The organism is Micrococcus flavus (assembly GCF_014204815.1).
Lineage (GTDB): Bacteria > Actinomycetota > Actinomycetes > Actinomycetales > Micrococcaceae > Micrococcus > Micrococcus flavus.
The window spans coordinates 84,097-108,091 of the sequence record NZ_JACHMC010000001.1; the positions used below are offsets into that span (position 1 = coordinate 84,097).

Below are 23,995 nucleotides of genomic sequence, written 5' to 3' on the forward strand. Positions count from 1 at the left end.
CGGCGGTCGCGTCGGGTGCGGTGAGGGGAGCGTGCTCGGCCACGGGTCAGCCCTCCACCGTGCGGTAGCCGGCCTCCTCGACGGCGGCGCGCAGCTGCGCGGGGTCGAGCTCGGCCTCGGAGGTGACGGTGGCGGTGGAGACGCCGCCCGCGGTCAGGTCCACGTCCACGGCGGTGACGCCCTCGAGCTCGCCGATCTCCTCCTGCACGGAGGAGACGCAGTGGCCGCAGGTCATGCCGTCGATCTTCAGGGTGGTGGTGGTCATGGTGCCGGTCCTCTCGAACGGGGTGAGGGGGTGCGCGGTCGCGCCCCCCGCGGAGCGTCTCAGCGCAGCAGCCGGGCGATCGCGGCGGTGGCCTCGGCCACCTTGGCGTCGACGATCTCCTGGCGGCCCTCCTGGTCGGCCTGCACGGCGGCGTCCGCCACGCAGTGCCGCAGGTGGTCCTCCACGAGGCCCAGGCTCACGGCCTGCAGTGCCTTGGTGGCGGCGGCCACCTGGGTGAGGACGTCGATGCAGTAGACGTCCTCCTCCACCATGCGGTGGATCCCGCGGACCTGTCCCTCGACGCGCTTGAGGCGCTTGAGGTAGGCCTCGCGCTGCGGCGAGTAGCCGTGGCCGGCGTGCTGGTCGTGCTCCATGCCCCTGACCATATACCCCCAGGGGGTACTCTGTCACCGGGGGTCAGGCGGTGTGACCGGGCTCCTGCTCCTGCAGCTCGGCGATCAGGCCGCGCACCTGCAGGTCCAGGGCGTCCCGCACGCCGCGCACCTGCTCGATCCCCATGCCGCGGATCGAGGGCACGGACCAGTGCTGCACCTCCACGTGCTCGGGGAGGTCGAACGGCTCCGCGCCGTCGAAGAGCACCACGGTCTGGGCGGCACGCAGGATGTCCGGATCCACGGGCTTGGGGAAGGCGTGGTGGAGGGGCAGGCCGATCTCCCTCATGGCGTCCAGGGCCAGGGGCAGCACGGAGCCCGCCGGGGTGGTGCCGGCCGAGCGGGCCTTCACCGCGCCGCCGGAGCGGTTCTCCAGCAGGGCGGCCGCCATCTGGGACCGGCCCGCGTTGCCGTGGCACACGAACAGCACGCGCGGGTGGCGCGACTCGAGGGTGCCCGCGGCGATCGCCTTCGCGCGCAGGCGTGCGGCGGCGTCGTTCGCGGCGGTGGAGGCCAGCAGCTCCGGGTGGCGGCTGGTGCGCGCGAGCCGTGCGTACGAGTCCAGCAGCAGGGCGTGGACGGAGGCGAGGTCGCCGAGCTCCGGGTAGCGGGCGTGCAGGCGCTCCGCCTCGCGCTCCAGGACGTGCGCCGTCATCCCCTCGGGCGCCGACGGCACCACCGGTATGGCCCCGGTCGGGTCCAGGGGGACGTCCCCGGTGATGGAGGGGTCGGAGGGGAGGGGCGCCATGCGTGCTCCTGCGGGTCGGGGCGCGCGGGGCCGCGCCGGGGACCACCACGGTAGTCGGCCCGGCGGGGCCGTGGGAGACAATGGCGGTCATGTCCGCCTCCTCCCCGAGCGTCGCCGCGCTCGCCGCCCGCGCCTCGGGTCTGCCCGAGGGTGCCGTCCCCGCCGTCGCCCGCGTCCTGGTGTGGGCCCGTGAGGGCCGCGTGCGGGTGGGCGTCGGCGGGTGGACGGTGCTGGTGACCGGCCCGCGCCGCGTGGAGCGGCTCTCCGCGATCTGGCGCGCCGCCGTGGCCGCCCGCCCGGACCCGTCGGCGCCCGCCCACGCCTGGGTGTCCTCCGTGTTCGACGACGCCTCGCCCGCCCCCGCCGTGCTGCGCGTGCCCGCCCGGATCCTCGAGGCCGGGTCTGCGGGCGGCGAGCCCGTCGAGGTGCCCGCACGGATGACGGAGGAGGCCCTGCGCGCCGCGGTCTTCCGGGACGCGTGCGTCCGCCTCCTCCCCGACGACGACGTCCCCCTGACGCCCGAGGACCCCGCCGCCGCCTGGGACGACGCCGGCTACGCCGCCGGGGTGCGCGAGGTCCTGGACCGCATGGCGTCCTCGGGCGGGGCGCTCGGCAAGGTGGTGGTCAGCCGCACGGACACCGTCCCCGCGGACGAGGCGGCCCTGTGGGGCGCGGTCGAGGCGCTGCGCGCGCAGTACCCGCAGACGTGGGTGTTCGCCGTCGGCGGGCTCGTGGGCGCCACCCCGGAGATGCTGGCCACGCGTCGGCGCGGAGAGGTCACGTCCCGCGTCCTCGCCGGCTCCGCCCCCCGCGGCGCGGACGCCGCCGAGGACGCCCGCAACCGGGAGCACCTGGCCACCGACCCGCGCCTGGCCGAGGAGCACCGCTGGGCGGCGCGCTCCGTGGTGGAGGTGCTGGAGCCCGTCGTCGAGCTGGAGGACGTCGACCCGGCACCCGAGGTCCTCACCCTGCCCAACGTCCACCACCTCTCCACGTCCGTGCGTGGACGCCTGCGCTCCGCCGAGGGCACCGTCCTGGACGTGGTGGGGCCCCTGCACCCCACCGCGGCGGTCGGCGGGATCCCGCGGGACGCGGCCCTCGCGGTGATCCGGGACGTGGAGCCCGTGGACCGCGGCCGGTACGCCGGGCCGGTGGGCTGGCTGGACGAGACCGGCGACGGCGAGATCGCCCTGGCCCTGCGCTGCGGTCAGCAGGTGCCCGGCGGGGTCCGCCTGCAGGCCGGCGGGGGCATCGTGCCCGGCGCGGTGCCGGAGGAGGAGGTCGCCGAGGTGGCGGCGAAGCTCCTGCCCATGCGTCGCGCCCTCGGGCTCGCCTGAGGAGGCGAGCCCGAGGGCGCGGAGGGGGTCGCTGCCGGTCAGGCGGCGGAGAGCTGCGTGCTGGAGCCCGTGATGCGGGTCGGGGAGGCGGTGAGGGCCTCGAGGCGGCGGGTGGCCTCGTGCTCGGTCAGGGCCGGCAGGTACGTGGTGATGCGGGCGTCCGCCTTGAGGTCGGCGAACGCCTGCTCCACGGTGGCGCGGACCTCGGCCAGTGCCACGGCGCCGTCGAAGCGACGGACGAGCGTGTCCGTGACGCGGGCCAGCACGTGACGCTGCATGAGGGGGCTGGGGGTGGTGGGCATGTGGTGGTCGGTCAGGGGGATGGTCACCGTGATCACCGTGTCCTTCCGAGGCCGTGGCCTCTCTGGTGCTGGGGTGGGCGGGGCCCGCGGGGTCCTCCCTCCGTTCCGTCAGGTGAACGAAAGGTGAACAACTTGTTAACCACCATACTCGTTCTGCAGAGAAGTGCAAGAGGCGTGTTACCAACGGGACCGCGTGAGGCCCCCGGAATCCGGCCGAATATGCGTACCCATGGGGGTATGGAGGGCGGGGTGGGGTGAGCGCCATGCGGCTCGCAGGTGAACGACGCGTGAACCGCAGGGGGTCCCGTCGGGACGCCGGTAGGGTCCGGGCAGGAGGTCCTGCCATGTCATCCGTCCCCGCCCGCGGTCCTGCCCGCGCCGCCGAGGTGGCCCGCGAGGCCGCGATCCTGGCCGGTGCGGGCGCCGCCATCCTGCTCCAGGTGGCGGACCGCCGCGTCGGCGCCGGCGTGGCCGCCCACTCCCGCTTCACCGAGGATCCGCTGCGGCGGCTGCGGCACACCCTCGGCTACGTCTATGCGGTGGCCCTTCCCGAGGCCGCGCCCGCCCGCGACGCCGTCGTGGGGATGGTGCAGGCGCAGCACGCGCGCGTGCGCGGTGTGGACGGCGGCGGGCGGCCCTACAGCGCCGACGACCCCGACGCGCAGCTCTGGGTGGCCGCCACCCTGTTCTGGGCCGGGGAGCAGGTGCGCCGCCGCATCTGGGGCGTGCTGGACCCGGAGGACGCCGAGCGCCTCCTGCGGGAGTACGCCGTGCTCGCCACGGCCCTGGGCGTCCCCACGGGGGCCTGGCCTGCGGACCGGGCCGCCTTCACCGCGTACTGGGACCGCGCCGTGGCCGCGCTCGAGGTCACGGACGACGCGCGGGCGATCGCCGCCGACCTGTTCTCCGGCCAGGGCCTGCCCGCGCCGCTGCGGGCGGCGCTGCCCCTCGCGCGGTTCGTCACCGCCGGGATGCTGCCCCCGCGGGTGCGCGGCGGGCTCGGCTGGTCCTGGACCGGGCGGGACTCCCGCCGCGAGGCCCGGCTCTGGGCGCTCGTGCGCGCCGTCTACCCCCGGCTGCCCCGCCGGGTGCGGGGCGCGGTGGCGGCGTGGACGGTGCGGGGGCTGCCGACGTCGTCCTGACCGGGCGCCGCGCCGGGGCCGGGGGTGCGGATGGGACAATGGCGGGGATGTCTGACTACACCCCCCGCCGTCCCGGCTCCCGCCCCGTCCCCGCCCGCCAGAAGGACCGCGCGGGCAAGCCCGCCCTCGGGCGCCCGCGCCGCGGCATGATCGACGAGTCCGAGGCCCGCCAGCTCGCGGAGGACCGTGAGCGGATGCGCCGCGCCGGCGTCGCCCACCCGCTCTCCGCGCCCTCCCGCCGCGAGCCCAAGGAGGAGGCCCGGCCCCAGGTCATGCCCAAGGCGGAGGGCTGGGTCCAGAAGGCCGACGCCGAGGGCCGGCCCCTGCTGCAGTTCAAGCAGCCCCGCGTCTCCCAGCCGCCCACGCACCTGGCGGACCTCACCCTCGGCGAGCGGCAGGAGAGGGCGAAGGAGATCGGCCTGCCGGCGTTCCGCGCCAAGCAGCTCTCCGTCCACTACTTCGAGCACCACACCACGGACCCGGAGCAGATGACGGACCTGCCCAAGGACAGGCGCGCGGAGATCGCCGGGGCGTTCTTCCCGCCGCTGCTCACCGAGGTGCGCCGCCTCACCACGGACCGCGGGGACACCGTCAAGTTCCTGTGGCGCCTGTTCGACGGCGCCCTCGTGGAGTCCGTGCTCATGCGCTACCCGGGACGGGTGACCCTGTGCGTGTCCAGCCAGGCCGGCTGCGGCATGAACTGCCCGTTCTGCGCCACCGGCCAGAACGGCCTGACCCGCAACATGTCCACGGCGGAGATCGTGGAGCAGGTGGTCCGCGCCAACCAGGCGATCGCCGCCGGCGAGCTCGGCGGCACCCGGAAGGACGGCGGGCACGACGCCGACCGGGTCACCAACGTGGTGTTCATGGGCATGGGCGAGCCGCTGGCCAACTACAAGCGCGTCATGGCCGCCGTGCACCGCATGGTGGACCCGGCCCCGGAGGGCCTGGGCATGAGCGCCCGCAACATCACGCTCTCCACGGTGGGCCTGGTGCCGGCCATCCGCAAGCTCGCCCAGGAGGGCGTGCCCCTGACCTTCGCGCTGTCCCTGCACGCCCCGGACGACGAGCTCCGTGACGAGCTGATTCCCGTGAACTCCCGGTGGAAGGCGGACGAGGCCATCGACGCGGCCTACGACTACTTCGCGGCCACCGGCCGCCGCGTGTCCATCGAGTACGCGCTCATCAAGGACATGAACGACCACGCCTGGCGCGCGGACTTGCTCGCCAAGAAGCTCAACGCCCGCGGCAAGGGCTGGGTGCACGTCAACCCCATCCCGCTGAACCCGACGCCCGGCTCCATCTGGACCTCCTCCGAGCCGGACGTCACCCGCGAGTTCGTGGACCGGCTCAACGCGGCCGGCATCCCCGCGACCCTCCGGGACACCCGCGGCAAGGAGATCGACGGGGCGTGCGGCCAGCTCGCCGCCGACGACGACTGAGCCCGCCGCCGGAGGGGGCCGGGGCGGTCCGTCTACAGTGGCGGCATGGCCCAGGACCCGACCGTCCCGACCCGTCCGACCGCCCTGCCTGCCCTCGGCCTCGGCACGTACAAGCTGACCGGCGCCGAGGGGCAGGCAGCGATCGAGCACGCCCTCGCCCTCGGCTACCGTCACCTGGACACCGCCCAGGCGTACGGCAACGAGGCCGAGGTGGGGGCGGCCGTGCGGGCCTCCGGCCTGCCGCGGCACGAGGTCCACGTGACCACCAAGCTCACCGCGGATGCCTTCGGCGGCGTGGACCGGGTGCGCGCCGCCGTCGGGACCTCGCTCGAACGCCTGGGCCTGGACGCCGTGGACCTCGTGCTCCTGCACTGGCCCCACCCGTGGCGCACCCCCGAGGAGGGCACCTACCGGGATGCGGCGGCGGCGCTGGCGGCGCTCGCGGGGGAGAGCGGCCCGCTCCGGGGCTGGGGCGTCTCCAACTTCCTGCCCGAGCACCTGGACGCCCTGGCCGCTGACGGCCTCACCGCCGCGGTCAACCAGATCCAGGTGGACCCGCTCATCCAGCAGCGGGCCGTGCAGGAGGCCACCCGTCGGCACGGCGCCGCGGTGGTCGCCTACACGCCGCTCGGCCGCGGCGGGGACGTGTTCGCCCATCCGGCCGTGCGCTCCGTGGCCCAGGAGGCGGGCGTGAGCCCCGCGCAGGCCGTGCTCGCGTGGCACCGGGCCGGCGGGCGCGTGGCCATCCCGCGCTCGGGCTCACCGGCGCACCTGGCCGAGAACCTCGCCGCGCAGGGCGTGGCGCTCACCGCCGCGCAGCTCGCCGCCCTCGATGCCGCGGACACCGGCGCCCCCGCCCGGCAGGACCCCCTCACCTTCGGACTCTGACCGGACGCCCCCGCACACGACGACGGCGACGCCCCCTGCGAGGATGCGTCGCCGTCGTCGTGGGTCGGGCGGGTGCTCAGAACTCCACGGTGTCGTGGTCGCCCGGGCGGGCCTCGCCGCCGCTGAGCTTGGCCTTGACGATCTCCACCACGGTGGAGGCGGCGCCGGAGTCCCAGTACTCGGCGGAGTCGGCCTGCACGCGCACGAGCACGATCTCCGGGTCCTCGGGCTGCGCACCCTCCCCGAAGAACGCCTCGGTGGAGGAGTTCCAGTACTCGCGCTTGCGCTCGTCGTCGCGGACGATCGCGCCGTGGCCGGCCACGGAGGCCCAGAAGCCGTCGTCCTGCACGGCCACGTTCACGGGGCGGCCCTCGGAGTCCTGGGCGGCGTCGCCGGAGGCGCGGGTGATGAACCACAGCACGCCCGGCTCGGTCTCCACCTCCTGCACCGCCATCGGGCGGGACTCCAGGGTGCCGTCCGGATGCGCGGTGGTCAGCATGGCGATGCCGGCCTTCTCGACCTTCTCGAGCAGTTCGATGCGGGGATCCTTGTCAGCCATCTCGGCCTCCTTCGTCGGGGGACGTCGTCGCGCCCGCGGCCTCCCGCGGGCGTCGTGCCACCGACGCTAGGGCCAGGGGGCGATCCCGCGCGAGGGCTGGCGGGCGGGTCTCAGCCCTGGGCGGAGCGGCGCTGCACGCGTCGGGCCAGCCACTCCACGCCCAGGGCGTAGCCATCCACGCCCGCGCCGGCGATCACCGCGTCCGCCACGGCGGACACGTACGAGTGGTGCCGGAACTCCTCCCGGCGGTGGATGTTGCTGATGTGGACCTCCACGATCGGCACGTCCACCGCGGCGAGCGCGTCCCGGATGGCCACGGAGGTGTGGCTGTAGGCCGCCGGGTTGATCAGGATCCCGGAGTGCGCCGTGCGGGCCTCCTGGATCCAGTCGATCAGCTCGCCCTCGTGGTTGGACTGGCGGACGTCCACGGTGAGGCCGTGCTCGGCGGCGCGCTCCTGCGTGAGCGCGCGGACGTCGTCGAGGGTCTGCGTGCCGTACGTCTCCGGCTCGCGCGTGCCCAGGAGGTTGAGGTTGGGGCCGTTGAGGACGAGGAGGGGCAGGGGGGTGCTCATGCGCGCCACCCTACGCACGCCCCGGGGCCGCCGGGGAGGGGTCACGGAATAGGTGCCCGGCCGGCGTCGTTGGCCCGGGGGAACGACGCCGGCCCGCCCCCTCGGGACACGGCGCCCCGATCCCGAAGGAGTCGTCCCCATGGCCACCACCGATCTCACGCTCGAGCAGTTCGGCACCACCGTCGCCGAGAACGACACCGTCCTCGTGGACTTCTGGGCCGGCTGGTGCGGCCCCTGCAAGCAGTTCGCCCCCGTGTTCGAGGCCGCCTCGGACAAGCACGAGGATGTCGTCTTCGCGAAGGTGGACACCGAGGACCAGCAGCAGCTGGCCGCGATGGCCGGCATCACCTCGATCCCCACGCTGATGGCGTTCCGTGGTGGCGTCCTGGTGTTCTCCCAGGCCGGTGCGCTGCCGGGCCAGGCGCTCGATCAGCTCCTGGAGCAGGTCAAGGGCCTGGACATCGCCGAGGTCCGCCGCATGGCCGAGGAGCAGGCCGCCGGCCAGGAGCAGGCCGGCGAGGCGCCCGCGCAGGCCGACGCCGCCGACGGCCGCTGAGCCGCACCCTCACCCGAGACCCCGACCGGGGCCGCCGCGATCCTGCGGCGGCCCCCGTCGTCGTCCGTCCGGGACCTTTCAGGCTGCGCCGAACGCCCCCTGCTCCCACTGCTGCACGAGCCACGGGCTGAACGCGCGGGGCACGGCCGCCAGCGCGGCGGTCAGCGCGTCGGGCGCCACCCAGCACCACTCGGCCACCTCGTCCGCCACCGGGTCCGGGTCCGCGTCCGCCACGGCACGGAACACCGGGCACACCTCGTTCTCCTCGACGCCGCCGGCGTCCGCGGCGCGGTAGCGGAAGTCCGGCAGGAGCGGGGTCACGTCCCGCACCCCGACCCCCAGCTCCTGCGGGGAGCGGCGCACGACGGCGTCCGCCGGGTCCTCGCCCGCGCCGGGGTGGCCGCAGAACCCGTTGGTCCACACGCCGGCGAACGCCTTCTTGCCCAGGGCCCGCCGGGTGAGCAGGAACCGGCCGTCCGGGGTGTACACATGACAGGAGAACGCGAGGTGCAGGGGCGTGCCGCCCTCGGCGGTGGTCCGGTGCACCGTGGCCTTCGGCGCGGTGCCGATGGGCTCTCCCTCCGGTCCCAGCAGGACCACGAGCTCGGCGGGTGCGGCGGGGGTGGGTCGGTCCACGGGGGCCTCCGGATCTGCGTCTCCGGGCGCGGACGTCCGCGGCGGATGGCGATGTGCTGTTCGACCGCCATACTATTTGACAGCCGAGAGACACAGCACGGGCGGAGGAGAGGCGCATGGCGGAGATGCCGTCGACGGTCACCGGGGTGACCGACCACGCGCGCGCGCTGCGCCGGATCGTCCGTCTCCACGGCGAGGTACGGTCGCAGATGCGCCGCCTCATGGGCCTGAAGGACACGGACTACGCCGCGCTCGCGCTGCTGATGCGCCGGCCCATGGGGCCCACCGAGCTGGCCCGCGCCCTGCATCTGAGCACCGCCTCGGCCACCGCGGTGGTGGACCGCCTGGTGGCCACCGGACACGCCGTGCGCGAGCCGCACCCGCAGGACCGCCGCCGCACCGTGGTGCGCGCCGTCGAGTCCTCGCGCGAGTGGGCCATGGCGGAGGTCCAGCACATGGTGGGCCTCGTGGGGGAGGTCCTCGCGGACGCCTCCGAGGAGGAGTCCGCCGCGGTCCTGAGGTTCCTCGAACGCACCGCCGCCCACATGGAGGCCTGGCGGGACGACCTCGCCGTCCGCGCCGACCGGCGGGAGGACGCCGCATGAGCCCCCGCCACGACGCCGTCGCCGCCGTGCGCGCCGAGCTCGCCGACGTCTTCGCCCGCCGCCCGCTGGGCGAGGACGCCCCCGCCTCCTTCCACCTGATGTGGGACCGGCTGCGCGAGCAGACCGACGGCGGCAAGCTGGTCCGCCCGCGCCTCGTGGACCTCGGCTATCGCACCGCCGCCGCCGACCCCGGCTCTCCCCGCCCGCGGTCCGTGGCCCGCCTCGGCGCCGCCTTCGAGCTGCTGCACGCCGCGCTGATCGTCCACGACGACGTGATCGACCGGGACATGGTCCGCCGCGGCCGACCCACCGTCGCGGAGCTCTACCGCCGGGAGGCGGCGCAGGCGGGGGCGCCGGCGGGGGAGGACGCCCACCTGGGCCGCTCCGCCGGGGTGATCGCCGGGGACGTCCTGCTGACCGAGGCGTTCCGTCTGGCCGTCACGTGCGCCGAGGACCCGGCCCGCGGCGCGGCGGCGGCGTCCGCGGTGTTCCGGGCCGCGACGGCCGCCGCCGCCGGTGAGCTGGAGGACGTGCTCTTCACGCTGCACCGCCACGCCGGGGAGCACCCGCCCACCGAGCGCATCCTCACCATGGAGCGGCTCAAGACCGCCGGCTACACGTTCGAGGAGCCGCTGCGCGCGGGGGCCCTGCTGGCCGGCGCCGCGCCCGCGCACGCGGACGCCCTCGCGGAGGCCGGCGCGCTGCTGGGCATCGCCTACCAGGTGATCGACGACGTCCTCGGCACCACGGGCGACCCCGAGCGCACGGGCAAGGCCGACGACGCCGACCTGCGCGAGGGCAAGGCCACGCTCATCACCGCCCACGGCCGGCGTGATCCCCGCGTGCGGGCGGCCCTCGAGCGCGTGACGCGCGCCGAGCGCGACGGCGCGGACCTGGCGGAGCTGGCCGAGGCGGTGCACGAGGCCCGCGAGGCGCTCGTGGCGGCCGGCTCGGTGGCCCATGCCACCGACGTCGCCGCGGACCTCGTGGACCGCGCCCGCGCCCTGCTGGACGGGCTCCCGCTGGGGCCCACCGAGCGCGCCGAGTTCGTGGCCACGTGCCACCACATCCTGCATCGGGAGGCCTGAGCATGATCCGCACGCCCCGCCCGGCCGCCGTCGGGCACGGACGCGACGCGGCCCGGGACACGGACCTGGGGCTGTACACCGCCGCCGCCCTGGACGCGGCGTCCCGCGTGATCGGGCGCTACTCCACGTCCTTCTCCTGGGCCTGCCGGACGCTGCCGTCGGCCCAGCGCCGGGACATCGCGGCGATCTACGCGATGGTCCGGGTGGCGGACGAGATCGTGGACGGCACCGCGGGCGAGGCCGGCGTCCCCGCGGACCGCGTGGCCGCCGCGCTGGACGCGTACGAGGCCGCCTGCGAGGAGGCCATGGCCACCGGGTTCGCCACGGACCTCGTGCTGCACGCGTTCGCGGACGTGGCCCGCCGGCACGGGATCACCCCCGCGCTCACCCGGCCCTTCTTCGCCTCCATGCGCGCGGACCTCACGGTGGCCGAGCACGGCGCCCGCTCCCTCGAGGAGTACATCCACGGCTCGGCCGAGGTGGTGGGGCTGATGTGCCTGCAGGTGTTCCTCTCCCTGCCGGGCACCCGGGCCCGGACGGAGGCGGAGCGGGAGCGCCTGCGCGCGTGCGCGTCCCGGCTCGGGGCGGCCTTCCAGAAGGTCAACTTCCTGCGCGACCTCGCCGCGGACCACGACGCCCTGGGCCGCACCTACTTCGAGGGCGCCACCCCGGAGGCGCTCACCGAGGAGCGCAAGACCGCCCTGCTGGCGGACCTGGACGCAGACCTCGACGCCGCCCTGCCGGGCATCCTCGCGCTCGACCCGCGCGTGGGACGCGCCGTCCTGCTGGCCCACGGCCTGTTCGCCGAGCTGGCCCGCCGGATCGAGGCCACCCCTGCCGCCGAGCTCGCCCGCCGTCGTGTGCGCGTGCCCGACCCCGTCAAGGCCGCGATCGCCGCCCGCGTGCTGACCGCCTCCCCCGTGGGGGTGGGCCGTCGCGGCCGACCCCTGCCGTCCGAGACCCTTAGGAGCACCCCCGCATGAGCACCTCCCCACGCCCCGACGCGCCCGCCCCCCGCCCTGACGAGGCCGCAGCGGACGCCGGCGGGCGCCGCGTCGTCGTGATCGGCGGCGGCTTCGCCGGCCTGGCCACCGCCGGCCTGCTGGCCCGCGACGGCCACCGCGTCACCCTCCTGGAGAAGAACGCGGAGCTCGGCGGCCGCTCCGGACGCTGGTCCGCGGAGGGCTTCACGTTCGACACCGGCCCGTCCTGGTATCTCATGCCCGAGGTGATCGACCGCTGGTTCCGACTCATGGGCTCCTCCGCCGCCGAGGCGCTGGACCTGCGCCGCCTCGAGCCGGGCTACCGCGTGTACTTCGAGGGCCATCTGGACGAGGAGCCGGTGGACGTGGTCTCGGACCGGGAGTCCGCCGCGGCCCTGGCCGAGCGGCTCGAGCCCGGCGCGGGCGCCCGCCTGCGCGCCTACCTGGACTCGGCGCAGGAGGTGTACGCCCTGGCCAAGCGGCGGTTCCTCTACACCGACTTCCGCGACCTCACCGAGCTGATCCGGCCGGACGTGCTGCGCGCCCTGCCGGCCCTGGTGCCCGGGCTGCTGGGGAACCTGCGGGACCACGTGGCCGCCCGCTTCGAGGACGAGCGCCTGCGCCAGGTGCTCGGCTACCCGGCCGTGTTCCTCGGGACCTCCCCGGGCCGCGCCCCCTCGATGTACCACCTCATGTCCCACCTGGACCTCGAGGACGGCGTCCAGTACCCGATGGGCGGGTTCGCCGCGCTCGTGGACGCCATGGCGGAGCTCGCCCGGGACGCCGGCGTGGAGATCGTCACGGAGGCCGAGGTGGGCGCGGTCGAGGTGCAGGAGACCCCCGCCCCGCGCGGCCGCGCGGCCCGCGCCCTTGAGCGCCTGCCCCGCCCGTGGGAACCCCGCACCCCGCGCGGCGCCCGCCGCCGGGCCGGCGCGGTGCGCGCCGTCGCGTGGACGGACGGCACCGGGGCGCGCCGGCGGACCGAGGCGGACGTCGTCGTCGCCGCCACGGACCTGCACCACGTGCAGACCGCCCTGCTGCCGCACCACCAGCGCGTCACCGAGGCCGCGTGGGAGTCCCGCGACCCGGGTCCCTCCGCCGTGCTGGTGTGCGTGGGCGTGCGCGGGCGGCTGCCGCAGCTGCTGCACCATACGCTGCTGTTCACGCGGGACTGGGAGGACAACTTCCGCCGGATCGAGGAGGGGGAGGACCTCACCGATCAGACCTCGATCTACGTCTCCATGACCTCCGCCACCGACCCGTCCACCGCGCCCGAGGGGGACGAGGCCCTGTTCCTGCTGGTGCCCGCCCCCGCGGAGACGGGCTGGGGCCGCGGCGGCGTCCGCACCCCCGACGTGGATGAGCCCGGCGACCCGCGGGTGGAGGCCGTGGCGGACCGCGCCCTGGCCCAGCTGGCCCGCTGGGCGGACATCCCGGACCTCGCCGAGCGGATCGTGGTGCGCCGCACGTGGGGCCCGGCGGACTTCGCCGCGGACGTGCACGCGTGGCGCGGCTCCCTGCTGGGACCGGGACACACCCTGCGGCAGTCGGCCCTGTTCCGCCCGCCCGTGCGCGACGCGCGGGTGGACGGGCTCGTCTACGCCGGGTCCTCGGTGCGTCCGGGCATCGGGGTGCCGATGTGCCTGATCTCCGCGGAGATCGCCCGCGAGCAGGTCTCCGGGGTGCCCGCCGGCTCCGAGGCGGCGCTGCACGCGGGCCCACGACCCGGCGCCGCGGCCTGATGTACCTGGCCGCACTGCTCCTGGTCAGCGGCTGCTTCCTCCTCATCGACGCCCGCTGGCGGCTCGTGCTGTTCTCCGGGACCCCGCGCCGGGCCGCCGCGGTGCTCGTGGCGGGCGTGGCATTCTTCCTGGCGTGGGACCTGGTGGGGATCGCCGCGGACGTCTTCTGGCACGGCGCCAACGAGGTGTCCGTGGGCCTGTTCCTGGCGCCGGAGCTGCCCGTGGAGGAGGTCGTGTTCCTGTGGGCGCTCTGCCACCAGACGCTCGTCTACGTGGAGGGCGCCCCCCGGCTGCTGGCCTGGGCGCGGAACGCACGGGACGGAGTAGGGTCATGACATACCTGCTGATCAGCCTGCCGTTCCTGGCCGTGGCCGGCCTCGTGCTGGCCGTGGCGGGACACCGGGGCCGACTGACCCGGCGGGTGCGCCTCGGCGCCGCGGCGGCCCTGGTCCTCCTCGTCCTGCTGACGGGCGTCTTCGACTCCGTCATCATCGGGCTGGGGATCGTCGACTACACCGGGGCCAACATCGCCGGCGCCCGCATCGGGCTCGCCCCGGTGGAGGACTTCCTCTACCCGATCGCCGGCCTGGCCCTGCTGACCGGGCTCTGGACCCTCGTCCGGGACCCGCGGGCACACGAGGAGAAGACCGGCCGGGGGACGCCGGAGGAGCTGGAGGACACCGCGTGATCCGCACCCTGTTCTGGGCGTCCCGCCCGCTGAGCTGGGTCAACACGGCCTACCCGTTCGCAGCGGCGGCGCTGCTGGCCGGCGGGCTGCCGTGGTGGCTCATTGCCCTTGGGACCGTGTTCTTCCTGGTGCCCTACAACCTGGCCATGTACGGCATCAACGACGTCTTCGACTTCGAGTCCGACCTGCGCAACCCGCGCAAGGGGGGCGTGGAGGGCTCCGTGCTGGCCGATCCGGCGGTCCGTCGCCGGGTGCTGGTCTGGTCCTGCCTGGTCCCGCTGCCGTTCGTGGCCGTCCTGGCCGGCTGGTCGGTCCTGCGCGGGGAGTGGGCCGCCGTCGGCGTGCTGGCCGTGTCCCTGTTCGCCGTGGCCGCGTACTCGTGGGCGGGGCTGCGGTTCAAGGAGCGCCCCTTCCTCGACGCCGTCACCTCGGCCACGCACTTCGTCTCGCCCGCCGTGTACGGCCTCGTGCTCGCCGGGGCCTCCTTCACGGGGGAGCTGTGGGCGCTGCTGGCCGGCTTCTTCCTGTGGGGCATGGCCTCCCAGATGTTCGGCGCGGTGCAGGACGTGGTCCCGGACCGCGCGGGCGGGCTGGCCTCCGTGGCCACCGTGCTCGGCGCCCGGCCCACCGTGTGGACGGCCGCCGCCCTCTACGCCGGGGCGGGCCTGCTGATGCTGGGCACGCAGTGGCCCGGACCGCTGGCCGCCCTGTTCGCCGTGCCCTACCTGGGCAGCACGCTGCGCTTCGCCGGGATCACGGACGCCACGTCCGGGCAGGCGAACCGCGGCTGGCGCACCTTCCTCTGGCTCAACTACCTGACGGGGTTCCTGGTGACCATGCTGCTGATCTGGTGGGCGTTCGAACGGGGCATCCTCGGATGACGTACCTGCTCGTGCTCCTGGGCGTGCTCGGCTGCATGGCCCTCACGGACGCCCGCTGGCGGCTGTTCCTGTGGCGTCGGCCCGTGGCAGGGGCGGTGGTCCTGGCCGCCGGCCTCGCCTACTTCCTGTGGTGGGACGTGCGGGCGATCGCCGAGGGGATCTTCCTGCACCGCGACTCACCGCTGATGACGGGGATCATGCTGGCCCACCAGCTCCCCCTCGAGGAGGCGTTCTTCCTCCTGTTCCTCAGCTACCTCACCATGGTGCTGTTCACGGGCGCCGTGCGGCTGCTCGAGCACCGCGCAGCGAGGTGCGCACCGTGACCTTCTGGGAGCTCAACGCCGTGTTCCTCGGCCTCGGGCTGGGGGTGCTGCTGGCCGCGGCCCTGGTCGGGCGGGTGCGCGCCCGCCACGTGGGGGCGATCCTGCTGACGACCGCCGCGCTCTGGGTGCTCACCGCCGTGTTCGACAACGTCATGATCGCCTCCGGGCTGTTCGACTACGGCGGCCACGCCCTGGCCGGGGTGCGCGTGGGGCTCGCGCCGATCGAGGACTTCGCCTACCCGCTCGGCTCCGCCCTGCTGCTGCCGGCGGTGTGGCTGCTGCTGACGGGGGACCGGCGGCGCCGTCGTCGTGAGGGGGACCGGGGGCGCGGCGCCCCGTCCCCGTCCCCGGCCCCCGCTTCCCCGACTGTGCCGGAGCGGGCGGAATGAGCCCCTCGGACGCGTCGCATCCCCCCCGGAGGCGCACACTCGGCGGGAGGGTCCTCGCCGGACTCATCCCCGCGGACGTGCTGCGGCTGCTCGGTCTGCTGATCGTGCCCGCGGCCGGCGCCGTGGCCGGCTGGCCGAGCGCCGCCGCCATGTTCCTGGTGTTCGGCGGCCAGTGGCTGCTGCGCTGGCTGGCCGGCGGGAGCCTGCTCGACTGGACCGGGCAGGTCCTGCTCCTCGCGGCCGGCTGGGCCAGCGCGATCGGCCTGTACCACCGGATCGAGGGACTGGACCTGGTCATGCACGCCGCCGTCACCGGCGTGGTCACGGGGCTGGTCGCCGTCGTGGTGCGCTCCGCCCTGCGCCGGCGCGGCCGGACCGGCGGCCCGGTGACCCCGGCCGAGGCCGTCCGCACGCTGGGCCCTGTGATCTGCGTGCTGGGCCTGGCCGCGGCGGGCACGGCGCTCGGGGTGGTGTGGGAGGTCGCCGAGTGGTGGGGCCACCACGAGGTCACGGAGGAGATCGGCGTCGGCTACGACGACACCCTCGGCGACCTCACCGCCGACCTCGTCGGTGCGGTGACGGCGGCCGTCGTCGCGGTCGCCTCGGTGCACTCCGTGCGGCAGGGTGCCCGGTGAGCGGGCCTGCGGCGGGCGGCGCACGCCCCGAGCCCCTGACCGCGCGCACCACGGTGTCCGTGGTGGTGCCCGTCCTCGACGACGCCGACCACCTGCGCGCGTGCCTCGCCCTCCTGGCCCGGCAGACCCGCCGCCCGGACGAGGTGGTCGTGGTGGACAACGGCAGCACGGACGACTCCGCCGCCGTGGCCCGCGCCGCCGGGGCCCGGGTGATCCACGAGCCCGTCCGCGGCATCCCCTCCGCCGCGGCCGCCGGCTACGACGCCGCCCGCGGGGACCTCATCCTGCGCTGCGACGCGGACTCGCGCGTGCCCGAGGACTGGGTCGAGCGGATCGTCGCGCGCTTCGCCGCCCAGCCGGAGATGCTGGGGCTCACCGGCCCCGGGGTCTTCTACGACCAGCCCGGGCTCCTGAGCCGGGTGCGCTCGGACGCGTACACCGCGGCCTACCGGTGGGTCGGCGGCGCGGCCGTGGCCGGCACCCCGCTGTGGGGCTCCAACTGCGCCCTGCGGGCCGAGGCGTGGCGTGACGTGCGGGACCGCGTCCACCGTCACCGCGCGGACGTCCACGACGACTTCGACCTCAGCTTCCAGCTGCTGCTCCACGCCCCGGGCTGCACCCGGTTCGACGCCGGCCTCCGCGTGGGTGCGGCCGGGCGGCTCTTCTCCTCCCTCGACGCGCGGGTCCGTCAGGGCCGCATGGCCGTCACCACGATCCGCCTCAACTGGGCGGAGCTGTCCCCGGGCCTGCGCTGGGTGCGTCGGGCGCAGGCCGCCGCCCGCCCCTGAGGGCCGGGGACGGGCGGCGGGGTCCCGCGGCGGGGTCCGGCCGTGCCGTCGAGCGGCAGCCGCCGGGCTCAGGCGTTCCGGGCGGCCTCCCGCGCCTCCTCCTGGGACGGGCGCACCGGGTTCCGCCGCAGGGGCAGGCGGTCCAGCAGGCCGGCCAGGCCGGGGCGGCGCGAGGGCGTGTCCGAGCCGGTGTGCCGGCGCTCGGCCTCGGCCAGGATGTTCGCGGCCATCTCGGGGAACACGAGGGCGTGGAACGGCAGGATGGCCGTCCAGTACGCACGGCCCAGGGCGCCGTCCGGCATGAAGATCGCCCGCTGACGGTAGCGCGATCCGGTGTCCGTGGCCTCGGTGCTCAGCTGCAGCCAGGCCCGGCCGCCGGCCTTCATCTCGGCGCGGAGGGTCAGGCGGTGCCCGGGGTCGACGTCCTCCACGCGCCACCAGTCCACGTGGTCTCCCGCGCGGAGGCGGTCGGCGTCCCGGCGTCCGCGGGCCAGGCCCGGACCGCCCACGAGCTTGTCCATCAGGCCGCGGATCTTCCACAGCGTCGGCGTCGAATAGTACCCGTTGTGGCCGCCGATCGACTCGATCACGGGCCACACCGCCTCGGGCGGCAGGGCGGACTCGCGCTGGCGGTCGTCCGTGTAGACGGTCTTGCCGGCCCACTCCGGGTCCGAGGGCAGAGGGGCCGCCGGGTCGTTCGAGGCGTAGATGTCCGCGTTGAAGGTGACCTCCAGGGGGCCCTCCTCCTCGTGCTTGAGGGCGCGGCGCACGGCGTCCTTGTACGAGGTGAGGCCGCCCGGCGGGTCCGGGATGATCTGCGCGACGTCGTGGTTCTCGGTGACCGCGTCCTCGGCGAGCGAGGCCGCCAGGGGCATGGCGACCCCCATGGGGATGGGCGTCACGAGGCCGATCCAGAAGCCGGAGAGGCGCTGGGCCGGGATGGGCAGGGTGAGGACGCGGCGCCGGGCGAGTCCGGCCGCCTCGGCGTAGTCGGTGAGCATCTCCTTGAACGGCTGGGCGCGGCCGCAGCCGATCTGCGCGCGGGCCTGCACGGGCTCCGCCAGGGCCGAGGCGTGGACCAGGTAGTAGAGGACGTCGCGGATGGCGATCGGCTCCACCTCGTTCTTCAGCCAGCTCGGGCCGGGCATCACGACGAGGCGGTCCGCCAGGTGGCGGATCATCTCGAAGGACGTGGAGCCGGAGCCGATCACGATGCCGGCCTCGAAGGTGAGCGCCGGCGTCGCAGCGGCCTCGAGGCGCTCGGCCACCAGGGCGCGCGAGCGCATGTGGTCCGAGAGCTCCTCCACGGGCTTGTCGTCCGGGTGGAGTCCGGAGAGGTACACGAGCTGGGTGATCCCGGCCTCGTCCGCGGCGGTGGCCACGATGTCCGCGATCTTCTGCTCGTGCTCCACGAAGTCGCCGCCGCCGCCCATCGAGTGCACGAGGTAGAGGGCGGTGTGCACGCCCTCCATGGCGTCCCGCACCTGATCCGGCTCGGACAGGTCGCACTGCACGGCCTCGACCTCGTCGGACCAGGCCCGGCCCGCGAGGTCGCGGGGGTCGCGCGCGGCGGCGCGCACCTGGAAGCCGGCGGCGAGCAGCTCGGGGATGAGGCGCCCGCCCACGTAGCCCGTGGCTCCGGTGACGAGCACCCGGCGGCCGTGGCCCTCGGGCAGGGAGAGCCCGAGCGGGGAGACGTGGTCCTCGGGAGCGGAGGGGACGTGGGGGTCGACGGTGTGGGCGCCGCCGACGGGGGCGGTGCCGGGGGAGGGGATGGAGCCGTCCTGGGGCGCGTGCCCCGTCTCGTTCTGCGTCATACCTCCAGGGTAGGGAGCGGCACGTCGGAGCCCCATGCCTGGGCGGCGGCGGGCCGCCGGTCCGTGAAAGACTGACCCCTATGGCATCTGGCGTTCCCGGCGACCCGCTCCCGCACCTGCGGACCGAGGCCGTCCGCGCCCTCGCGGGGCCCACCAGCGCGGACCGCGGCTTCGAGATCGCGGCTGCGGGCGACGTCCTCCGCATCACCTACGACGCCTCCCGGCTGCGCCTGACCTCGTCCGTGCGCGGCACCGCGCCGCAGCCCTACCGCCAGGCCGTGCGACTGCAGGAGACGGGGGAGACCGCCGAGGACGGCACGCCCCTGCTCGAGCCCACCGCCGGGCGCTGCCAGTGCCCCGTGGGCGAGGACTGCAAGCACGTGGCCGCCGCCCTGTACGAGATCAGCCGCCGCCATGCCGACACGACGCGCGAGGCCGCCCGGGACGAGCTCGCCCGGATGGTCACCACCGCGGACCGCCTGCCCGCCCACCGTCGGGATGCCATCCGCCCCGACACGGCCGACCCCGACCGCCGAGCGTTGGGTCAGGCAGGGAATGGGCCGCGAATGCCTGCGCAGCCCACCACTCGCGACCGGGACGGCGACGGGCGTGACGGGTTCGAGGGCGGCGCCCTCCCGTGGCGCGGCGTCCTCGAGCCCCTCGCCGGGCTCGACGGCGGTCCGCGCCGGCTGGCCCCGCCGCCGGACCTGGCGATCGGGGTCGAGCTGGTGGCCGAGTCCTCCCACAACGCGTTCCAGCAGTGGGGACCGGCCCCGGCGGGCGAGGAGCACCTGCGGGAGGACCGTCCGCTGTACGTGATCCTGCGCCCGCTCAAGCGCGGTGCGAAGGGCACGTGGATCAAGGGCGGGCTGACGTGGAAGGCCTTCCAGTTCCCGCGCGCGGAGTACGCCCCGGCGCAGGAGCGCGCCCTGCGCCTGGTGTGGCGCCAGCTGCAGGCGGAGGACTCCTACCCGACGGATGCCTGGTTCGGCCTGCACGCGTTCGACTCCGGCCGCATCTGGCAGCTGCTCGCCGAGGCGCAGGAGGCGGGCGTGCCGCTCGTGGCACAGGGCATCCTGGAGGACGTGGTCCTGGACCCGCCCGTGGAGGTCGGTCTGGACGTCACCGCCGCCCCCGAGGGCGGGCTCGAGGTCACGCCCTCTCTGGTCCCGGCCCGCCGTCCCGCCGCGGACGACGACGCTGCCGGGCCCCGCCCGGAGCCGCTGCGGGGAGTGCGCGTGATCGGCTCGATCGGCTTCTACCGCCCGGTTGAGGAGGAGGACGGCACCTGGACGCTGCACCTGATCCCCGCGCGCCGGCCCGTGCCGGAGCCCGTGCAGCGCATGGTCCTGGACGGTCGGCCCGTGCCGGTGCCCGCCGCGGACCGGGCCGAGTTCCTCGAGCGGATCTACCCCCGCCTGCGCACGGCCCTGGACGTGGCCAGCCGCGACTCCTCCGTGGCCCTGCCGGAGTTCGAGCCCCCCGTGCTGCGCCTGCAGGCGGACTTCCGCCCCGACCACCGCCTCGTGCTGCGCTGGTCATGGCTGTACTTCGACCCGCCCCGGGAGCTGGACCTCGGCACCGAGGGCCTGCGGGACCCCCGCCACGAGGAGGCCGTGGTGCGGGACGCCGTCGAGGTGTGGCCGCGCGCCGCCCGGACGCAGGAGCAGGAGCTCGAGGGCGTGGGCGCGGCCCGCTTCTCCGAGACCGTGCTGCCGCGGCTGCAGCGGCTGGAGCACGTGCGCGTGGACGTCACCGGGGACCGCCCCGACTACCGCGAGCTGACCGCGGCGCCGCGCATCGAGGTCTCCACGAAGGCCGCGCGGCACGACTGGTTCGACCTGGGCGTGCAGGTGTCCGTGGACGGGCACGTGCTGCCCTTCGTGGAGCTGTTCACCGCCCTGGTCCAGGGCAGGACCACCCTCATGCTGCGGGACGGGACGTGGCTGGGCCTGGACCACCCGGCGTTCGACCGGCTGCGGGCCCTGCTCTCCGAGGCCGCCACGCTGCAGGAGTGGACGCCGGAGAGCACCGCCGTGTCCCGTCACCAGGTGGGCTTCTGGGAGGACCTCAAGGAGGTCGCGGACGAGGTGCACGAGGACCCGGAGTGGACCGCCGCCGTCGGGCGCCTGGCCTCCGTGGACCGCCTGCCCGAGGCGCCGGACGTGCCGGGGCTCGAGGCGGACCTGCGCCCGTACCAGCGGGAAGGCCTGCGCTGGCTGCGCTTCCTCCACGACCAGGACCTCGGCGGGATCCTGGCCGACGACATGGGCCTGGGCAAGACCGTCCAGACCCTCGCGCTGATGGCCTACGCACGCGCCGCCCACCCGGACCGGCCGCCGTTCCTGGTGGTGGCGCCGTCGTCGGTGGTGTCCGTGTGGGCGTCCGAGGCGGCGAAGTTCACCCCGGGCCTCGACGTGCGCGTGCTGGACACCACCACCCGCCGCCGCGGCACGGACGTGGCGGCGGAGGCGGCGGGCGCCGACGTCGTCGTCACCTCCTACACGCTGCTGCGGATCGACGCCGCCGGGTACAGCGGCGTGCGCTGGGGCGGCGTGGTGCTGGACGAGGCGCAGTTCCTCAAGAACAAGGCGTCCAAGGTGCACCAGGTGGCCCGCGACCTCGACGCCCCGTTCCGGCTGGCCATCACCGGCACGCCCATGGAGAACTCGCTGACGGACCTCTGGGCGCTGCTCGAGGTGGTGGTCCCCGGGCTGTTCCCCAGCCACCGCCGCTTCCGCGAGGCGTACGTGACCCCCATCGAGTCCGGCGAGCACCCCGAGCGGATGGCCGCGCTGCGCCGCCGCGTGCGCCCGTTCATGCTGCGCCGCTCCAAGGAGCTCGTGGCCAAGGACCTGCCGCCCAAGCAGGAGCAGGTGCTCTCCGTGGAGCTCGAGGCGGCGCACCGCAAGGTGTACGACCGCGTGCTGGCACGCGAGCGGCGCAAGGTCCTCGGCCTGCTCGGGGACATGGACGGCAACCGGTTCACCATCTTCAAGTCGCTCACGCTGCTGCGCATGCTGGCCCTGGCCCCGCAGATCGTGGACGACGAGTACGCGGCGGTGCCGTCCTCGAAGCTCGAGCGGTTCCTCGCGGACCTCGAGGAGGTGCTGGCCGAGGGGCACCGGGTGATCGTGTTCAGCCAGTTCACGAGCTTCCTGCGCGTGGTGGCCGAGGAGCTGGACGCGATGGAGGTGGAGCACGCGTACCTGGACGGGTCCACGCGGAACCGCGCGGACGTCATCCAGGGGTTCCGCGAGGGCGAGGCGCCCGTGTTCCTCATCTCGCTGAAGGCCGGCGGCTTCGGGCTCACCCTCACCGAGGCGGACTACGTGTTCCTCATGGACCCGTGGTGGAACCCGGCCGCGGAGAACCAGGCCGTGGACCGCGCGCACCGGATCGGCCAGGAGCGCACCGTGATGGTCTACCGCATGGTCTCCGAAGGGACGATCGAGGAGAAGGTGCTCGAGCTGCAGCAGCGCAAGGCCGAGCTGTTCGGGGCGCTCATGGACGAGTCCGACGACTCCGGCTCCGGCGCGTTCACGGACTCGTTGACGGCCGACGACATCCGGGAGCTGCTCGGCGCGGACACCTGACCCCCGCCGCGAGGCGCTTTCGTTCGGGAAACGGCGCATGACGGGACGCCTTCGTTCGGGAAACGGCGCTCCCGGCCGCAGGCGGTCCGGACCCGTTGCGAATCCACTGCGGTTCTGACCCTTCTGGGAGCCGAATCGGCCGTCAGAAGGGTCAGAAGTGCAGTGGATTCCCCGTGGACGCATCCATCATCCCGCCACGATCGAAACCTATTGATTTTCGATAGATCCTCATCGACACTCAAGACATGAACCGCCCTCTGGCCCTGGCCCTCCAAGTCCTGTCCGTCGCCGGGATCCTCGGGATCCTGACCCTCCAGGTGTGGGCGATCCCCGCCGTCGCCGCCATCATGGCCGCGGAGTATCCCGAGTTCGCCTTCGCGCAGTGGCCGCTGACCGTGGCGCTGATCGCCGCCCTGGTGGCGATCCAGGTGGCGCTGGCCGCCGTCGTCCGCCTGCTGAGCCTGGTCCGCGCCCAGCAGATCTTCCGCGGCGATGGCCTGCGGTGGACGGGCGTGATGATTGGCGCGCTCGCCGCGGCGTGGGGGATCGTCGCCGTCACCACGGCCTGGCAGACCGTCACGGGTGCGAACCACTTCAGCATCCTCCTCCTGGAGCTGCTCGCCCTCCTCGTGGGCGGTGCGGTGATCCTGCTGATCGTGGTCATGCGCGGCCTGCTCGCCGACGCCACCGCTCTCCGCGTCGAGATGGACGAGGTGGTCTGAGCATGCCGATCGTGGTGAGGATCGACGTCGAGCTGGCCCGCCGCAAGATGGGCGTCGCCGAGTTCGCGGAGCAGGTGGGCATCACCCCGGCCAACGTGGCGGTGCTGAAGAACGGGCGCGCGAAGGCCGTGCGGCTGTCCACGCTCGACGCGATGTGCCGGGTCCTGGAGTGCCAGCCCGGCGACCTGCTGGAGTGGGTGCCGGACGACCCTGCGGAGAGCGGGGGCGAGGCAGGCGAGTGAGCCGGGGCCCTGCCCCACAATGGAGCCCATGATCCGCGTCGAGCAGGCCCCCGCCGCCCACGAGCGCGACTGGCGCTGGCTCGACGAGCCGGCCCCCGCCGTCGCCAGCGGCCTGGCGCTCGCCGCGCTGCACGTGACCAGCGGCGCCGGCGGCGGGCTCCTGACCGCGGTGCCCGGGGCGACGACGGCGGCCGGGCTCCTCGCGCTGCTGGCGGTGGTCCTGGTGGTCGAGTCGGCGGGGCGGGCGCGTCCGTCCGGGCCCACGCTGCCCCGGCGGTCCCTGCTGTGGCTCGTCGCGGTGCCGGGGGTGGCGTTCGTGGGCGGGCTGCTGGCGCCGAACCCCTCCCTGACCCCGCTGCTGGCGCTGCCGGCCGCGGTGGTGGGGGCCGGCGTCGCGGACCGGCTGGACACCCGCTGGCCGCTGGTGCTGTCCGCCCTGGCCGGCGCCGCCGCCCAGCCCACGCTCCTGCGGGCGGTGGACCCCGTGCCCGCCGGCGTGCTGGTGCTCAACGGCCTGATCATGTCGGTGCTGGTGCTGATCCTGCTGACGGTGCTGACGTGGCTGCGCGCGCGCTCGCCCGGGGGCCGGCTGCACCGGCGAGGGGAGTTCGCGGACGACCACGACGACGACGGCGGCCCCGGCCGGGCGTGAGGGCC

The 23,995-nt window shown here is 75.1% G+C and carries 28 protein-coding genes; 20 read left to right on the forward strand and 8 right to left on the reverse strand.

Going from position 1 to position 23,995, the window contains the following annotated elements; all coding sequences use genetic code 11:
- Window positions 1-46 precede the first annotated feature (46 nt).
- The 3 genes from BJ976_RS00405 to BJ976_RS00415 are packed head-to-tail and all read right to left on the reverse strand — an operon-like array spanning window position 47 to window position 1,405.
- A complete protein-coding gene (locus BJ976_RS00405; protein WP_135030430.1) occupies window positions 47-265 on the reverse strand; it encodes a heavy-metal-associated domain-containing protein in 219 nt (72 codons plus the stop codon).
- Window positions 266-324: 59 nt separating this feature from the next.
- Complete coding sequence (locus BJ976_RS00410; RefSeq protein WP_229667481.1) at window positions 325-639, reverse strand: metal-sensitive transcriptional regulator; 315 nt, start codon at window positions 637-639, stop codon at window positions 325-327.
- Window positions 640-682: 43 nt separating this feature from the next.
- Window positions 683-1,405 carry an arsenate-mycothiol transferase ArsC gene (locus BJ976_RS00415; RefSeq protein ID WP_135030428.1) on the reverse strand — a complete coding sequence of 241 codons (723 nt, stop codon included), beginning with the start codon at window positions 1,403-1,405 and terminating at the stop codon, window positions 683-685.
- A gap of 89 nt (window positions 1,406-1,494) precedes the next feature.
- Between BJ976_RS00415 and BJ976_RS00420 the strand changes: the two genes are divergently transcribed.
- Window positions 1,495-2,742: an isochorismate synthase gene (locus tag BJ976_RS00420; protein ID WP_135030427.1), complete on the forward strand. Its 1,248-nt coding sequence runs from the start codon at window positions 1,495-1,497 to the stop codon at window positions 2,740-2,742.
- 38 nt (window positions 2,743-2,780) lie between these two features.
- Here BJ976_RS00420 and BJ976_RS00425 read toward each other — a convergent pair whose 3' ends face one another.
- Entirely contained in the window at window positions 2,781-3,071 is a 291-nt protein-coding gene (locus tag BJ976_RS00425; RefSeq protein WP_229667479.1) for a three-helix bundle dimerization domain-containing protein, read from the reverse strand.
- Between the two features lie 317 nt (window positions 3,072-3,388).
- On the opposite strand from BJ976_RS00425, the gene BJ976_RS00430 reads away from it, so the two are divergent.
- From BJ976_RS00430 to BJ976_RS00440, 3 genes are all read left to right on the forward strand, one after another.
- Complete coding sequence (locus BJ976_RS00430; protein WP_135030426.1) at window positions 3,389-4,186, forward strand: oxygenase MpaB family protein; 798 nt, start codon at window positions 3,389-3,391, stop codon at window positions 4,184-4,186.
- A 272-nt stretch (window positions 4,187-4,458) separates the two neighbouring features.
- On the forward strand, window positions 4,459-5,628 hold the full coding sequence (gene rlmN, locus BJ976_RS00435) for a dual-specificity RNA methyltransferase RlmN (protein WP_462937949.1): 1,170 nt from the start codon (window positions 4,459-4,461) through the stop codon (window positions 5,626-5,628).
- Between the two features lie 45 nt (window positions 5,629-5,673).
- Window positions 5,674-6,516, forward strand: coding sequence for an aldo/keto reductase (locus BJ976_RS00440; RefSeq protein WP_135030424.1), 843 nt, complete (start codon window positions 5,674-5,676; stop codon window positions 6,514-6,516).
- Window positions 6,517-6,592: 76 nt separating this feature from the next.
- Here the strand turns inward: BJ976_RS00440 and BJ976_RS00445 are convergent, their stop codons facing one another.
- Entirely contained in the window at window positions 6,593-7,075 is a 483-nt protein-coding gene (locus tag BJ976_RS00445; RefSeq protein WP_135030423.1) for a pyridoxamine 5'-phosphate oxidase family protein, read from the reverse strand.
- Between the two features lie 110 nt (window positions 7,076-7,185).
- A complete protein-coding gene (aroQ, locus tag BJ976_RS00450) occupies window positions 7,186-7,647 on the reverse strand; it encodes a type II 3-dehydroquinate dehydratase (protein WP_135030422.1) in 462 nt (153 codons plus the stop codon).
- 139 nt (window positions 7,648-7,786) lie between these two features.
- Between aroQ and trxA the strand changes: the two genes are divergently transcribed.
- Complete coding sequence (trxA, locus tag BJ976_RS00455; protein ID WP_135030421.1) at window positions 7,787-8,203, forward strand: thioredoxin; 417 nt, start codon at window positions 7,787-7,789, stop codon at window positions 8,201-8,203.
- A gap of 78 nt (window positions 8,204-8,281) precedes the next feature.
- Here the strand turns inward: trxA and idi are convergent, their stop codons facing one another.
- Entirely contained in the window at window positions 8,282-8,839 is a 558-nt protein-coding gene (gene idi, locus BJ976_RS00460) for an isopentenyl-diphosphate Delta-isomerase (protein ID WP_229667476.1), read from the reverse strand.
- Window positions 8,840-8,955: 116 nt separating this feature from the next.
- On the opposite strand from idi, the gene BJ976_RS00465 reads away from it, so the two are divergent.
- The 11 genes from BJ976_RS00465 (at window position 8,956) to BJ976_RS00515 (ending at window position 16,961) form a co-directional block, all read left to right on the forward strand.
- Window positions 8,956-9,444, forward strand: a complete 489-nt coding sequence (locus BJ976_RS00465; RefSeq protein WP_209281010.1) for a MarR family winged helix-turn-helix transcriptional regulator — start codon at window positions 8,956-8,958, stop codon at window positions 9,442-9,444.
- Window positions 9,441-10,532 (forward strand): polyprenyl synthetase family protein, encoded by a 1,092-nt coding sequence (locus BJ976_RS00470; RefSeq protein WP_135030420.1) that lies wholly within the window; start codon window positions 9,441-9,443, stop codon window positions 10,530-10,532. Before BJ976_RS00465 ends, BJ976_RS00470 begins: the two co-directional genes overlap by 4 nt.
- A gap of 2 nt (window positions 10,533-10,534) precedes the next feature.
- The gene (locus BJ976_RS00475; RefSeq protein ID WP_135030419.1) at window positions 10,535-11,515 is read left to right on the forward strand and encodes a phytoene/squalene synthase family protein; all 981 of its coding nucleotides are present in this window, start codon (window positions 10,535-10,537) and stop codon (window positions 11,513-11,515) included.
- Complete coding sequence (crtI, locus tag BJ976_RS00480; protein WP_135030418.1) at window positions 11,512-13,257, forward strand: phytoene desaturase family protein; 1,746 nt, start codon at window positions 11,512-11,514, stop codon at window positions 13,255-13,257. The genes BJ976_RS00475 and crtI overlap by 4 nt, the downstream gene beginning before the upstream one ends.
- Window positions 13,257-13,592 (forward strand): lycopene cyclase domain-containing protein, encoded by a 336-nt coding sequence (locus BJ976_RS00485; RefSeq protein ID WP_135030417.1) that lies wholly within the window; start codon window positions 13,257-13,259, stop codon window positions 13,590-13,592. The genes crtI and BJ976_RS00485 overlap by 1 nt, the downstream gene beginning before the upstream one ends.
- On the forward strand, window positions 13,589-13,945 hold the full coding sequence (locus BJ976_RS00490; protein ID WP_135030416.1) for a lycopene cyclase domain-containing protein: 357 nt from the start codon (window positions 13,589-13,591) through the stop codon (window positions 13,943-13,945). Before BJ976_RS00485 ends, BJ976_RS00490 begins: the two co-directional genes overlap by 4 nt.
- Entirely contained in the window at window positions 13,942-14,826 is an 885-nt protein-coding gene (locus tag BJ976_RS00495; RefSeq protein ID WP_135030415.1) for a prenyltransferase, read from the forward strand. Before BJ976_RS00490 ends, BJ976_RS00495 begins: the two co-directional genes overlap by 4 nt.
- Window positions 14,823-15,149, forward strand: a complete 327-nt coding sequence (locus BJ976_RS00500) for a lycopene cyclase domain-containing protein (protein WP_135030414.1) — start codon at window positions 14,823-14,825, stop codon at window positions 15,147-15,149. Before BJ976_RS00495 ends, BJ976_RS00500 begins: the two co-directional genes overlap by 4 nt.
- Window positions 15,146-15,538 carry a lycopene cyclase domain-containing protein gene (locus tag BJ976_RS00505; RefSeq protein WP_135030413.1) on the forward strand — a complete coding sequence of 131 codons (393 nt, stop codon included), beginning with the start codon at window positions 15,146-15,148 and terminating at the stop codon, window positions 15,536-15,538. The genes BJ976_RS00500 and BJ976_RS00505 overlap by 4 nt, the downstream gene beginning before the upstream one ends.
- A 77-nt stretch (window positions 15,539-15,615) precedes the next feature.
- Window positions 15,616-16,173: a DUF2238 domain-containing protein gene (locus tag BJ976_RS00510; protein ID WP_229667474.1), complete on the forward strand. Its 558-nt coding sequence runs from the start codon at window positions 15,616-15,618 to the stop codon at window positions 16,171-16,173.
- Window positions 16,170-16,961: a glycosyltransferase family 2 protein gene (locus tag BJ976_RS00515; protein WP_280524894.1), complete on the forward strand. Its 792-nt coding sequence runs from the start codon at window positions 16,170-16,172 to the stop codon at window positions 16,959-16,961. The genes BJ976_RS00510 and BJ976_RS00515 overlap by 4 nt, the downstream gene beginning before the upstream one ends.
- A 68-nt stretch (window positions 16,962-17,029) precedes the next feature.
- Here the strand turns inward: BJ976_RS00515 and BJ976_RS00520 are convergent, their stop codons facing one another.
- Window positions 17,030-18,778, reverse strand: a complete 1,749-nt coding sequence (locus BJ976_RS00520) for an SDR family oxidoreductase (RefSeq protein WP_135030411.1) — start codon at window positions 18,776-18,778, stop codon at window positions 17,030-17,032.
- Window positions 18,779-18,858: 80 nt separating this feature from the next.
- On the opposite strand from BJ976_RS00520, the gene BJ976_RS00525 reads away from it, so the two are divergent.
- From BJ976_RS00525 to BJ976_RS00540, 4 genes are all read left to right on the forward strand, one after another.
- Complete coding sequence (locus tag BJ976_RS00525; RefSeq protein ID WP_135030410.1) at window positions 18,859-22,374, forward strand: DEAD/DEAH box helicase; 3,516 nt, start codon at window positions 18,859-18,861, stop codon at window positions 22,372-22,374.
- 245 nt (window positions 22,375-22,619) lie between these two features.
- A complete protein-coding gene (locus tag BJ976_RS00530; RefSeq protein ID WP_135030409.1) occupies window positions 22,620-23,096 on the forward strand; it encodes a DUF2975 domain-containing protein in 477 nt (158 codons plus the stop codon).
- A gap of 2 nt (window positions 23,097-23,098) precedes the next feature.
- On the forward strand, window positions 23,099-23,338 hold the full coding sequence (locus tag BJ976_RS00535) for a helix-turn-helix domain-containing protein (protein WP_135030408.1): 240 nt from the start codon (window positions 23,099-23,101) through the stop codon (window positions 23,336-23,338).
- Between the two features lie 28 nt (window positions 23,339-23,366).
- Window positions 23,367-23,990, forward strand: a complete 624-nt coding sequence (locus tag BJ976_RS00540; RefSeq protein WP_135030407.1) for a hypothetical protein — start codon at window positions 23,367-23,369, stop codon at window positions 23,988-23,990.
- Window positions 23,991-23,995 lie beyond the last annotated feature (5 nt).